The sequence below is a fragment of the Pseudalkalibacillus berkeleyi genome, from assembly GCF_021608225.1.
In the GTDB taxonomy this organism is placed as follows: domain Bacteria; phylum Bacillota; class Bacilli; order Bacillales; family Fictibacillaceae; genus Pseudalkalibacillus; species Pseudalkalibacillus berkeleyi.
Map to the genome: position 1 here is coordinate 2,532,299 of NZ_JAKIJS010000001.1, position 13,131 is coordinate 2,545,429.

Annotated in this window: 13 protein-coding genes; 5 read left to right on the top strand and 8 right to left on the bottom strand. The window is 39.5% G+C overall.

Going from position 1 to position 13,131, the window contains the following annotated elements; genetic code table 11:
• Positions 1 to 3: 3 nt before the first annotated feature.
• The gene (uvrB, locus tag L2716_RS13310; protein ID WP_236336332.1) at positions 4 to 1,983 is read right to left on the bottom strand and encodes an excinuclease ABC subunit UvrB; all 1,980 of its coding nucleotides are present in this window, start codon (positions 1,981 to 1,983) and stop codon (positions 4 to 6) included.
• Between the two features lie 459 nt (positions 1,984 to 2,442).
• Between uvrB and L2716_RS13315 the strand changes: the two genes are divergently transcribed.
• Positions 2,443 to 2,814, top strand: a complete 372-nt coding sequence (locus tag L2716_RS13315) for a YobA family protein (protein WP_236336334.1) — start codon at positions 2,443 to 2,445, stop codon at positions 2,812 to 2,814.
• Between the two features lie 135 nt (positions 2,815 to 2,949).
• Complete coding sequence (locus L2716_RS13320; RefSeq protein WP_236336336.1) at positions 2,950 to 3,645, top strand: AIM24 family protein; 696 nt, start codon at positions 2,950 to 2,952, stop codon at positions 3,643 to 3,645.
• A gap of 81 nt (positions 3,646 to 3,726) precedes the next feature.
• Here the strand turns inward: L2716_RS13320 and L2716_RS13325 are convergent, their stop codons facing one another.
• From L2716_RS13325 to L2716_RS13335, 3 genes are all read right to left on the bottom strand, one after another.
• The gene (locus tag L2716_RS13325) at positions 3,727 to 4,152 is read right to left on the bottom strand and encodes a chemotaxis protein CheW (RefSeq protein WP_236336346.1); all 426 of its coding nucleotides are present in this window, start codon (positions 4,150 to 4,152) and stop codon (positions 3,727 to 3,729) included.
• 29 nt (positions 4,153 to 4,181) lie between these two features.
• Positions 4,182 to 6,197 carry a methyl-accepting chemotaxis protein gene (locus L2716_RS13330; protein ID WP_236336355.1) on the bottom strand — a complete coding sequence of 672 codons (2,016 nt, stop codon included), beginning with the start codon at positions 6,195 to 6,197 and terminating at the stop codon, positions 4,182 to 4,184.
• A gap of 113 nt (positions 6,198 to 6,310) precedes the next feature.
• Positions 6,311 to 6,946 (bottom strand): response regulator transcription factor, encoded by a 636-nt coding sequence (locus tag L2716_RS13335; RefSeq protein WP_236336357.1) that lies wholly within the window; start codon positions 6,944 to 6,946, stop codon positions 6,311 to 6,313.
• A 149-nt stretch (positions 6,947 to 7,095) separates the two neighbouring features.
• Between L2716_RS13335 and L2716_RS13340 the strand changes: the two genes are divergently transcribed.
• Entirely contained in the window at positions 7,096 to 7,968 is an 873-nt protein-coding gene (locus L2716_RS13340) for a sulfite exporter TauE/SafE family protein (protein WP_236336367.1), read from the top strand.
• Between the two features lie 40 nt (positions 7,969 to 8,008).
• Here L2716_RS13340 and L2716_RS13345 read toward each other — a convergent pair whose 3' ends face one another.
• Positions 8,009 to 8,245: a DUF2198 family protein gene (locus L2716_RS13345; RefSeq protein ID WP_236336369.1), complete on the bottom strand. Its 237-nt coding sequence runs from the start codon at positions 8,243 to 8,245 to the stop codon at positions 8,009 to 8,011.
• Between the two features lie 279 nt (positions 8,246 to 8,524).
• Here L2716_RS13345 and L2716_RS13350 point away from each other — a divergent pair, with 279 nt between their 5' ends.
• Complete coding sequence (locus L2716_RS13350) at positions 8,525 to 9,550, top strand: glycosyltransferase (RefSeq protein WP_236336379.1); 1,026 nt, start codon at positions 8,525 to 8,527, stop codon at positions 9,548 to 9,550.
• Between the two features lies 1 nt (position 9,551).
• Here the strand turns inward: L2716_RS13350 and L2716_RS13355 are convergent, their stop codons facing one another.
• Positions 9,552 to 10,529 carry a glycosyltransferase family 2 protein gene (locus tag L2716_RS13355; RefSeq protein WP_236336388.1) on the bottom strand — a complete coding sequence of 326 codons (978 nt, stop codon included), beginning with the start codon at positions 10,527 to 10,529 and terminating at the stop codon, positions 9,552 to 9,554.
• A 181-nt stretch (positions 10,530 to 10,710) separates the two neighbouring features.
• Between L2716_RS13355 and L2716_RS13360 the strand changes: the two genes are divergently transcribed.
• Positions 10,711 to 11,583 carry a nuclease-related domain-containing protein gene (locus L2716_RS13360; RefSeq protein WP_236337875.1) on the top strand — a complete coding sequence of 291 codons (873 nt, stop codon included), beginning with the start codon at positions 10,711 to 10,713 and terminating at the stop codon, positions 11,581 to 11,583.
• A 165-nt stretch (positions 11,584 to 11,748) separates the two neighbouring features.
• Here L2716_RS13360 and L2716_RS13365 read toward each other — a convergent pair whose 3' ends face one another.
• Positions 11,749 to 12,945, bottom strand: coding sequence for a PDZ domain-containing protein (locus tag L2716_RS13365; protein WP_236336390.1), 1,197 nt, complete (start codon positions 12,943 to 12,945; stop codon positions 11,749 to 11,751).
• Positions 12,946 to 12,961: 16 nt separating this feature from the next.
• Positions 12,962 to 13,126, bottom strand: coding sequence for a DUF4083 family protein (locus L2716_RS13370; protein ID WP_236336401.1), 165 nt, complete (start codon positions 13,124 to 13,126; stop codon positions 12,962 to 12,964).
• Between the last annotated feature and the right edge of the window lie 5 nt (positions 13,127 to 13,131).

The following is a 13,131-nucleotide window of genomic DNA, read 5'->3' on the forward strand; positions in this document are numbered from 1 at the left end:
GAGTCATCCTTCCGCCTTTAACTCTAATACTAAGTCACGAAGCTCAGCTGCTCTTTCGAAGTCGAGTTCTTTTGCAGCCTCCTTCATTTCCTTTTCCATCTTTTCGATGACCTTTTCACGCTCTTTCTTCGTCATCTTCTCAACAGGTTTAGACTTGGTCTTACCTGATCCATCCTCCGTATCTACTGTCGCCCGAATCAGCTCTGGAATTGCCTTCTGAATCGTTTGTGGCGTGACACCATGCTCTTTGTTGTAAGCAATCTGTCTATTTCGGCGGCGTTCCGTTTCATCGAGTGCAATTTGCATGGATTTTGTTATTTTATCCGCATACATGATGACATGTCCGTTTGAATTACGTGCCGCCCGTCCAATCGTCTGAATGAGAGAGCGTTCTGCACGGAGGAACCCTTCTTTATCCGCATCAAGAATGGCTACGAGAGAGACCTCAGGGATATCGATTCCTTCACGGAGTAGGTTAATACCAACAAGGACATCGAATACGCCTCTACGTAAGTCACGTATAATTTCAATCCGCTCAAGTGTTTTGATTTCCGAGTGGAGGTAACGGACTTTTACACCATTTTCATGTAAGTAGTCTGTCAGGTCCTCAGACATTTTCTTCGTGAGTGTTGTCACTAGTACGCGTTCTTTCTTTTTCACTCGTTCAGCAATTTCATCCATCAAGTCATCGATTTGTCCTTCAATCGGACGCACATCAATGGTTGGATCAAGTAGACCCGTTGGACGAATGATCTGTTCAATCATTTCAGGGGTATGCTCAAGCTCATATGGACCAGGTGTAGCAGATACATAGACCGCTTGATTAACTTTCTCTTCAAATTCTTCAAACCTTAGCGGACGGTTGTCCTTGGCTGAAGGTAATCGGAATCCGTGATCGACTAGGACCTGCTTTCGTGCTTGGTCGCCGTTAAACATCCCACGAACCTGTGGCAGGGACACATGTGATTCATCCACCATGAGTAAGAAATCCTTAGGGAAGTAATCAATCAACGTATATGGAGTCGAACCTTCAGGTCGAAGAGTCAAGTGCCGCGAGTAGTTCTCAATTCCTGAACAGAACCCCATCTCTTCCATCATCTCGATATCATACCGCGTACGCTGTTCTATTCTTTGTGCTTCCAATAGTTTATCTTGGTCTTTTAATTCCTTTAGACGTTCCTCTAGCTCAGCTTGAATCCTTTTAATCGCTAGCTTCATCTTCTCTTCACGGGTTACGAAGTGGGATGCCGGGAAAATTGCTACGTGTTTACGTTCACCAAGAATCTCACCCGTCAATGCATCTACCTCTGTGATCCGATCAATTTCATCACCGAAAAATTCAACCCTTAAGCAGTGTTCGTCTCGTGATGCTGGGAAAATCTCCACGACGTCACCACGGACACGGAACGTACCACGTGTAAAATTAAGATCATTCCGCGCGTACTGAATGTCAACAAGATCACGTAGCAATTGGTCGCGATCCTTTTCGATCCCTGCACGTAAAGAAACAACTAATTCTTTATATTCTTCTGGATTACCTAAACCGTAAATACAAGAAACACTGGCAACAATAATAACGTCACTTCGTTCAAAAAGGGCTGACGTTGCCGAGTGCCGTAGTTTATCAATCTCATCATTTATGCTCGCATCTTTTTCTATAAAAGTATCTGATTGAGGGATATACGCCTCAGGCTGATAGTAATCGTAGTAACTGACAAAGTACTCTACCGCATTGTTCGGGAAGAGCTCTTTAAATTCACTATATAACTGTCCAGCAAGGGTTTTGTTATGCGCCATCACGAGCGTAGGCTTGTTCACTTGCTGGATGACATTCGACATCGTGAACGTTTTACCTGTACCCGTCGCACCGAGCAACGTTTGATGCCTTTTACCTTCATTAATGCCCTTTACTAGCTCTTTAATGGCAGTCGGTTGGTCACCTTCAGGCTGGTACTTCGACACCAGTTCGAACTTTTCATTCATAGGCAGAATCCCTCCATTTCCATAAATCTCGCTATCAAACATTATAGCACAGGAGTAGTAAAAAATAACAAGAAAAACGAACTTACATTCGCATATTAAAATTTGGAAATTCATCATGTAACCTTAGGCCGGTTCTTTACGTCTAAACAGTAGGTGTTTAATGAAAATAATTGAATTCTTCGAAATTCACTCCCTATCCGCGGGCGAACCGCGAGCCTCCTCGCTCATAGCAAATAAAATGGAGGTTTCGTTTGCTGTGGGGTCTCGCCTGGCTCGCTGTTCCCGCTGGACAAGGAACGCTTCGGCAGCTTTACATCGCACGAAGAAAATACGAATTTCATTTTCGAGGAGTGTCGTGAATTTCGTTGAAAATCCACTTTAAAAACGAATAAACGATTTATCATCGGAGTTTCCCTTTATAGTATTGAAAGAAACGTTGCGAAGAGAGGTTGTGTTTAGATGAGAGGTTGGTACTATAAGGCATGGCTTTTGTTGATTATTCTTCTTGCTGGGTGTGGTGGACAGACAAACGAACACATAAGCAATGACATGGATGATGAGATTTGGGAGCAATCAATCAGTGGTTATATTGCGGATCAAGAAGCTTCTCGCATACTCGTATTAGGTAAAATTACTAAAGAGCAGCTTACAGAGTTAAGTGTCCGAGAGTTATTAGAATCGGCTCGACCAGATGCCTTCTGGTTTACCGTGTCTGATGTGCAAAAATATAAAATCGGACAGAAAGTACAAGTCTGGCCTAAGGGTAGCATAGCTGAGTCTTACCCCGCACAAGGCACAGCAGGAAAAATCGAAGTGATTGAAGAAGAGTAGGAAAACGATTGCACCATGTTCAGATATGACATAACACCACACCTTAAACCTTGATCTTTTTTAACCAAAAACAAAAAGAAACTTTATCTCAAGGAAACACGTATATGAACAAACGTAGAAATGAAGGTGATATATATGTCAAAATATTCTATTGAAGAGTTTGTGAGACAAACGTCTCAAGAGGATAAAGGTGAAGGGTTCTTCGAGCTGGAAACCCCACGAATTCTTGAGGTCAATTTAAATGGAAACGTATGGGCGAAGGCAGGTTCAATGGTCACCTATCACGGACAGATCAAATTTGTGCGAGAAGGCATCCTTGAGCATGGGATTGGGAAAATGTTCAAGAAAGCTTTGACTGGTGAAGGCGCCTCCCTTATGAAAGCAGATGGATCGGGTAAACTTTATCTCGCAGACCAAGGTAAGAAAATTACAATCCTACAGCTTCAAAATGATTCGATTTATGTGAATGGAAATGACCTTTTAGCATTTGAACCGACAATTGATTGGGATATTAAATTGATGAGACGAATTACCGGGATGATGGCTGGGGGACTATTTAACGTCCATTGCCAAGGTACAGGGATGATTGCGATTACGTCCCATTACGAACCACTCACGATTCAAGTCAAACCAGGTCGACCTGTTTTGACAGACCCTAACGCGACCGTTGCTTGGTCTGGCTCACTTACTCCTGACTTCCAAACAGATGTGTCATTAAAAACGTTCTTCGGACGTGGAAGTGGTGAATCGATTCAAATGCGCTTCGAAGGAGACGGTTTCGTCGTCGTTCAACCGTATGAAGAAGTTTATTATCAGAACGAAAGTAATTGATAATAGGATGAGTAATTAAATAGTTCACCGTACGAAATCAAAAAAGGACCGATCACTGAGGATCAGTCCTTTTTAAATCTATTAAGCCACTAGTACTTTTTCAATATCGAGTAGAACGAGTATTCTTTCATCGAGGTTCACTACACCCTCAATGAATTCTTTCTGAATTGAATTAATCCTACCATCATAAGGCTGAATTTGATCAATATCTACATCCAATACATCGGTTGCTTGATCGACGATCACACCAACCTCTGTTCCATCATCTAACGGCACAATTATGATTCTCGTTTCGCTATCTGTTTCATCAACTACTTGAAAAAACTTTTCCTTCAAGCTGATAATCGGAATGACATTCCCTCGTAAATTAATAACGCCTTTCATATATGCTTCAGACAATGGCAGCTCAGTCACGCTTTGCATACGCTCAATAGACGTTACCTTTTCGATATCAAGACAATACTCTTGGGTACCAATATTAAAAACAATTACCTTCTTCTTACTCATCAGCACTTTACTCCCTACCGCTTTCGTTCCTATTTTTCAACTGTAAACTTACTTAATTCTGTACGCATTTCTTCAGCAAATTGATCAAGTTCTTCAGCAAGCTTGTTCAAGTGTTCCATTGAGGCTGTTTGTTCTTCAATTGAAGCTGTTACTTCTTCCGTACCAGCTGCTGTTTCCTGACTGATTGCGGTGATGTTTTCAATGTTGTGTGAGATGACATCTTTCTGCTCGACCATTTGTTTCATCGCTTCAACAACATGAGTGATCGCATCACTATTTGACTTGATTGTATTTCTTATTTCAGCAAATGACATTTCAGTATCATCTACTGACTTCCCTTGGGAGTTGATGACCTCACTCGTTTCATTGATTAATGAGACTGTATGCTGTGTTTCACCTTGCATTTCAGTAATTAATCCTGAGATTTGATCTAATGCTTTCTCAGATTGTTCTGCTAGCTTCCGAACCTCATCAGCAACTACCGCAAAGCCTCGACCTTGATCACCAGCCCGGGCTGCTTCAATTGCTGCATTCAGCGCCAAGAGATTTGTTTGACTAGCAATCTCAGAGATCGTATTGACGATTTCACTAATGTTATTGGAACGGTCATTTAAAGAATTAATCGCAAGGACCATTTCTTTTGTCATCGTTCCTGTTCTCTCAGATTGACTTCGTAACACATTCATCATGTCCATCCCTTTTTGGGACGCTTCCTGCATACGGTTTGATTCCTCTAACATTTGTGCGCTTCTTTGTTCAACATTAATAATTTTGTCTGATAAAAGATTCGCAGCAATGACATTTTGCTCCATTAACTCTGACTGATTGTTTGCACCAGACGCAATTTGCTCCATCGTTGTTGCGACTTCGTTGGCTGAAGCTGTATTCTCTTCAGCACTTGCTACAAGAGTTTGAGAAGCATCTGTCACATGTATCGATGTTGAAGATATTTTCTTCATCATATTTCTCATTTCACTTAACATGTTTTGGAAGCTTGCTGATAGTTGACCAATTTCGTCCTTACGATCCGTATCGACTTCTACTACGAAGTTTCCTTGCTCAACTTCCTTCATAGATTGTTGTAATTTACGAATCGGCTTAGAAATCTTTCTAGAAATGATGATTGACACACCGACTGCTAATACGATGACAATTAAAAGTGTAATCAAAATTGGTAGTAAAATAACTGAAGCCTTTGACTCAAATTCATCCATACCAATGGCACCGATGATTTTCCACCCAGTTGTTCCGTTCGTTGTGAAACCCATCACCTTATCAGCGTCTTGGAAGGTGTAAAAAATGACGCCTTGATCGCCTTCTTTGGTCATCTTTTTATAATAGTCTGCTTTCGTTTGGTCTTTACCAATGATTGATTCATTAGGGTGTGCTAGGAACTTACCATTTTTATCTAATAGGGCGGCATAACCGCTTTCGCCAACCTTCACCTCATTGACCATATCTACTAATGTATTAGCAGAAATATCAATGGAAAAGACTCCGACCAACTCATTCCCATTGAAAACAGATTTAGCTGCGCTTATTGTAAGCGTATTTGACGCTGCATCAATATAAGGTTCTGTCCAAACGACTTCGCCTTTGTTTTGAACCGCCATATCATACCATGGTCGCGTTCTTGGATCGAAATCATCAGGAAGGTCTGTCTTAGGATAGAGGACCATTTCTCCTGTTTCCTCAACACCCATGTATACGTTTGTAATTGATTTGTTCGCATCCGAAGTTTCTCCGAACTCTTTCATCAAATCATCTGTATTTCCATCATAGTTCATGAGTAACTCTTTACTTGATAAACGATTAACCGTGCTTTCGTTGTTTTGGAAGAACAGTTCAAATGTATGATCCATGCTGACCATTTGCCCTTCAATACTGTTTGCTAATTCCTTCGAGGTTAAATCAACACTAAATTTGTAGCTTACGATTGCAATGATCGATCCTGATAACATAATCAGAATTAAAAAGGGTATTAAAATTTGACGTTGTAATGTTTTTTGTATGAATCCTAAACCGAATCTATTACCTATTTTCATGCTGCATATCCCCCTATATTTTTTCTGCCACTTCTTATTTCGGGGGTTTTCAGAAAAGATTAATAGGAGTGACAAAAGACAATTAAGTTGAAATTTTCTATCAATTCATTTTTCTACGATATTGATATCCATTTATTTCTAATCGCCTTCATGACAGCAGTTGTCCGATCATTTACTTGAAGTTTTTTGAAGATTGATGTGACATGCGTTTTAATGGTTTTTTCTGTAATGAATAACTCTTCTGCAATCTTTTTATTACTTAATCCTTGTTTGATCAGTTCAAGCACTTCCCATTCCCGTTTACTTAATAGACCATCGGGTTTCACCGCTTTATTAAACAAAAAATCATTTAATCTCTTATACTCTTCTAAGAGTGTAGGGACTAATTGATTATGTACGTATGCTTCATGTTTAAAGGCTTTCGCGATCGCTTCACGTATATCTTCTGGATCTGTGTCATAGAGCACATACCCATCTGCACCGTAGCTGAACATCAACTCTAATCTGTCGCATTCATGCGTAGATAAAATGAGCACAATTTTGAAATGATGATCTATTAGCCATTGAAGGGTTTGTGACTTGATATTACAGTCGACAATAGCCACTCCATCTTTTAGCTTTAATTCTTGTAATTGAATGAAATCGTTTATTACATGCGTATTGTGATTTGGAAACTTTTCAGCAACCAACGATAAGATGCCTTCCCGATAAATCGGCTTTTCTATTAAAATAACTAAATTGTTTTCCATTATCACTGCTCCATCTAAATGTTGTCCGACAACAATTTTACTACAAAAGCATTCCTTTATGTTGCTAATATTGTAAAGTCTGTGGATTTAAGTGAATAGTTCCTGTAACATAGTCTACGGAAATATAGCTGAATTAGAGGAGCTTTTTGATGGAATTACTTTTTATATTATTAGGTTTTGCAGTCGGTATTCTATCCGGCTATTTTGGAATCGGAGGCGGTTTCATTCTGACACCAGTCCTTATGCTAATGGGATTTGCGCCAGTTGTGGCAATTACAACAAGCTTGATGTATGCAATTGGATCTTCGCTATCTGGCGTTTGGGCTCACTATAAAATGAATAATGTTATCTGGAAAACCGCACTTATTCTTGGAGTAAGTGGTGTAGCAGCAACACAGCTTGCAAAGCCATTCGTGCTTTGGCTGGATCGGAACGGATTTGATGAAACAATTATTCCGATTATCTATGCTGTTATCATCGGTTATTTTGCATATTCTTTACTGAAGAAAACAAACAAGAAAAAGGTTAGCCAAAAAGGAAATCCAGGCATCATAAAAATAGTAATCATCGGTTTTATTGGTGGGTTAATGTCCGCAACACTTGGCGTCGGTGGTGGTTTTGTAATGGTCCCGCTAATGATTTCGTTAATGGGGTTTGAACCTCGCAAGGCTGTCGGGACAAGTCTTGTCAGTGTCATGATGATTGTAACAGCTGGATTCATCTCCTATTCTGTTTCGATAGATATCGATTACGTTTTAGGTCTTTTATTAATAGCAGGGGCGTTATTCGGTAGCCAGCTAGGAGCCAAGTTGACATCACTTTATACAGACACACAGATCAAGAAATACTTTGGTCTCCTTTATATCACTACGCTAGTCGGAATCTTGTTTGAACTTTTTAACTTTGACATAGCAGGTATGATTGTACTGGCGTTGTACGTAGTATTGTTGCTCGGAAAGTTTATCGTTGATTTCATTCAACGGAAGCAAAATCCTTCTATTTTGAAGCACCAGGATCAATAATTTGTTGATGATACAAAAAAGCGTCTATCCTCGATAGACGCTAACTCCATTTTTTATCTACTTTTTTTCCTATTCGCATAGATAAATAACTTCCAATTGAAAGCCCAAGTATGCCAGTTACAATGGTCCAAATACTTTCCAATTTGCTAAAAATCGCGACCATGATGATGACAGCTAATCCGATCGAAACCCACCTATTGTATGTCACCCTTACGAGAAAAGGGATCAAAATGATTGGCAATATGAATGCCCCGAAAATTTCTATCATGATGTTCATGTACGCCTCCCAACATCATTAACTTCTATCCCAAGAGCAAACTATGTAAGTACAAGGAATATATCGCCATTATACGCCTATATACGATACCAATTCAATTATGTTCTATAAAATTAGCTCAAAAGGTTGCTATAAGCTAACCTTAATTGAGCTACTTTTTGGTTTCAATACCGTTTCCTTAAGCTGTCCCTGAGAAAGTAATCTTTTTTGTAAATTTATGGTTTTCATTTATTAGTTTTAACTTACATATATTGATGGAGCTGAGGAGGTGTTTCACGCATGCTTGTATCTGTAGTGATGGCGGTTTTTAACGGTGAAAATTATTTAAAAGAATCAATCGATAGTGTCCTCCAGCAGACCTATCGTAACTTCGAATTGATTATTGTTAATGACGGCTCAACAGATCAAACAAGATACATATTAAGTCAAATTAATGATAATAGAGTCCAAGTCATTCATTTAGAATCAAATGTTGGTTCAGCAAATGCTTTAAATAAAGGCATTAGTACAGCGAAGGGCGATTGGATTGCGATCCAAGATGCTGATGATAGAAGTCTTCCTACGAGATTAGAAGAACAAGTGAAATATGTTTTTGACCACCCAAATATTGTTGCTGTTGGGGCGTTGAAAGCATGCATAAGTGGACGTTTAGAAATTCCAAAGGAAAAGCTAAAAAGAGAAGAACATGGTAATTTTTTAGTTGATCCAGAACATATGAGATTGAACCGTTTTTACATTAATCCACTATGCCATGGGTCAGTCATGTTTTCAAAAGCAGTTTTCCAAAGAATCGGCGGTTATGATCCTACTTATCAAATATGCTATGATTATGACCTTTGGATGAGGATGTTTGAAGAAGGGCCTCTTCATAAATTGCCAAAAGTTTTATATGAGTATCGCATCCATGATGATTCTATAAGCAAGGGAAATGACGGAGTAATAAATGAAGATTGGATTGTCGTAGGAAAACACATTAAATCTATTGTATCGGAAAACAACAAAGGCCTCGTTCCAAAGTTTGCTGTTCTTGGAAATGATCATGCATGCAGAGAATTCAAGCGCACAGCTGAAGTCTGCCATATTAATGTTGCACAATACATCGTTCAAGTAAGTGAAAATACGAAACAGAAAATTTTTCAGGATTATTTGGCTGGTAACATTGATGCGGTCATTTTACTTGAAGGCGTACAGTTCTTAACCTTATTTCAGACATTATTTCAGACATTATTTCAGACATTACAAAGGAAAGGGATGGAATGGAATAAGGATTTATTTAAAATTTGGGCGGGGTACTTGTATAGTTAAATTATAAATCCGTCCAAACTTTAAAGAGGTTTTGATTCTTAGTCCATCCATTTTGGATTAGTTGATTAAACATCCTGTTATAACGGTTAGTGTCTAAAAAAATGATGGCATCGACCTGATTGGAATTTAGTTCTACCGGTTTTGGATCGTATAAGTAATCAACAATTTGAAATTGGCTATCCATCACCACATGTTCCTCATATTTTTTACAATTTTCCTTTGAACCAATAATGATAAATGTAGGATGATTGATACCTTTCTTAACAAATTGCCTAATAATATCACTCGTAATGAGCTTCCAAATCTGAATATACATGGTCAGGTTATTTCTCTGACTAATTGAACCATGGTGAACACGATACTGATACAAACATTTTGGCAGTTTATAAGCCCTATCCTTATTTAGCATCCTTAACCACAAATCATAGTCCTGACAAATACGATAGTCTGGATCATAACCACCAACTTCGTAAAAAAGGGCTTTCGAATACATCACGGAACCATGACAAAATGGACACCCTAAGTATCTGTTGTCCATAATCTCCTGATGGGACTGACTATAATTAAAACCAGACGCCATATTGATTAGTTGTCTTAAGGGAATTTTTTGTTTACCAGGGATACATTCGACAAGGGAACTAACAATCCGAACATCTGTATTCTGCTTTATGAAGTTCACTTGATGTTCAATTCTCGTAGGCATACTGATGTCATCAGCATCCTGTATCGCAATCCAATTTCCTTTCGACATACTAATTGCCAAGTTCAACCCTATTGGTGTCCCCCTGTTTTCTTTTTGATGAATAATCTGGACTCGGTTATCTTTTATGGAGTCAAGTAAGTCTTGGGTACCGTCGGTTGAACCATCATTGACGATAATGAACTCTATATTTTTGTATGATTGCGTTAAGATGCTTTCCACAGCTTCGATCAAGTAATCTTCCCCATTAAATACGCTCATTACAACACTGATTAGCATATTACCCCTCCCCATATCCTTACACACTATGTATAATATGGTTATTCGACAAATGCTCAATTTGAACCATTAAGGAATAGGAGTTGATTTATTGATAAAGTTACCGCGTAAAGAACCTCTATGGATTCCAGCTTTAACCGCCCTGACCTACAGATGCCCTCCCTCACATCCGAATTTTTCATTGATTGAAATAGATTTAGCAAAACACAAAACAGGATATCGTGGTGAACTCACTCTTGGCTATTACTTAGCATACCTTCCCCCAAAAGAAACCTCGATTTTTAATGGCCTCAGATTATTTGATACCCTTCACTTTTTTCAAATGGATACAGTAATTTTGACGCCAACATTCATCCTCATTGTGGAAGTGAAAAACATTTCCGGAAGAGTCAAATTTGATGATGTAAAACAAATGATTCGAACGCTTGATGGTAAGGAAGAAGGCTTTCTGAATCCATTTTTACAGGTTGAGTGGCAGAAGGAAAAATTGAAAAGGTGGCTCGACCAACACAAGTTCCCAGAGATACCAATTAAACACCATATCGTTATCAGTAATCCTTCAACGATTATCGAACCTTCAGCACATATCCCCACAAACTTAACACCCGCTGCCAACATTTATTTCGCAATAGAAGATCTCAAAAATGCACATCCAATAGAAGTGATGAAAAAAGAACAGATTCGCAAACTCTCCCGCTTATTTATAAAAAAGCACACCCCATACGTACCTGATGTAATGGAAAAATACAAATTAATTAAGGAAGATTTACGCACAGGAATCTACTGCCCAGCTTGTAAACAATTGGCGATCAAGCGAAAACAAGGTCGCTGGGTATGCTCAGAATGTGAGATAGACCGTGAGAATGCTCACATTGAAGTGTTAAAGGAATACAAACTTTTACTGGGTCCCACGATTAGTGCTGCTGAGTTCCAGTGGTTTGCCGGACTACCTTCACAGCTCATGGCTCGACGGATTTTACAATCGATGGACCTCCAAGTCATTGGGAAGAATAAAGGTACAAGATATGTGCTCCCAAACTGGGATGATCGATAAAATTGGAGATTTGCACGATAAATTCCGAGTTTTGATCGATAAAATTCAAGTTTTGCACGATAAATTCCCAACTTTGCACGATAAAATCCAAGTTTTGCACGATAACCGCAACTAACCACCTCACCAAACGAAAAAAACCACCCCTCAGGGCGGTTTTAGGACACATCATCCAACGACTTTACGTCGCTTCGCTTTTTCCGGCTGTGCGAAGAGCAGTCCTAGCTCATGATGTTCATTTTCATACAACGAACGCTGCACAAACCGAACATCTCCATTTTCATTTAAGACTTCCATTTTACAAAACTGCGCATTGCTTTGAACCGCTCCGTAAAAGTCCTCAACTCGATCCAACGTACGACCGTTCACTTTCACAATTCGCTCTCCGATTGATACATTCATTTTTGATGCAGGAGAACCTGGTATGATGCCAAGCACACGTAAACCTTCCTTTAATTCTGAAAAATACGGAGCCTTCTCCACTTCAAGCTTTCGATAGAATAAAATCAGTGCATTACGCCCAACAAAAGCGAGCGCCACCACTACAATCGATAACGACTCAAAGTCTAAAGAAATGAGCAATATGGACGCTGCAAGTAAAATGACGCCGAGCCACATGAATCGAGACCCGATACTCTTAACGACTGGTTCTGGCATCGATTGGGATACAACGTGGTGGAATCCTATAGCAAACGGTACGAGCGCAATTCCTACACTCACTTCACCCATTTGCAACATCGGAAACCAGCTTGACGTTGAGATTGCGCCTCCTGGTACGAGTACGAACAATGGGACTAACCAAATCCGACTAATGACATGTGCGCCAATGCCTTTCCCTCTTTTTCCTCGTAATAAGATCGGTGACGTATTTTGTGCGCCAACTGACATGATTAGAATGCCTTCTACAACAACAAGTGCGGCAACGAGCAACGCGATCATGCCAAGTGAAGCTGTTTGCAGTTCACCCATCCACGTATCAATCAGCCCAACGCCTGTACTAAATTCCGGAACATAAGCCGCTACTACATATGTCAGCAAACCTGCGAATACGGGATGAAATAGATTTTTACGTAGTGTCAATCCAAGCAATATGTAGAATGCTGACATTACCGCGATTACGCCAAATGGAAGGTATAATCCAGCGAATACACTTAACAATGAGAAAATGAACCCGATTAAAAGACCTGGAAAGATCCCCTTCGAAAAGTCGTCCAGCGTATCATGGATCCGCACATGAAAATCACTCCGTTCACGCTTCACACGAGTGACTGCATGGATACCAATTAAGATAAGGATGACATAAAAAAGAGGATTGAGAAAAAACCAGCTCATTCCTTTTATAAAACTCCATAAAATTTCCTGCATAACATTGCCCCCAACACTAATCTTTCTGTTTTTCTTCTATTAAACGATCAAGCTTTTCATTCATCTGATCCATTGAGCGCTGCTTTCCCCGCATATATTTCACAACAAAAACAATCCCTAAAACCAATCCGATCAAAATGAGAAACGCAAACAGTTGATATAATATATCCCCAACATTCATATATA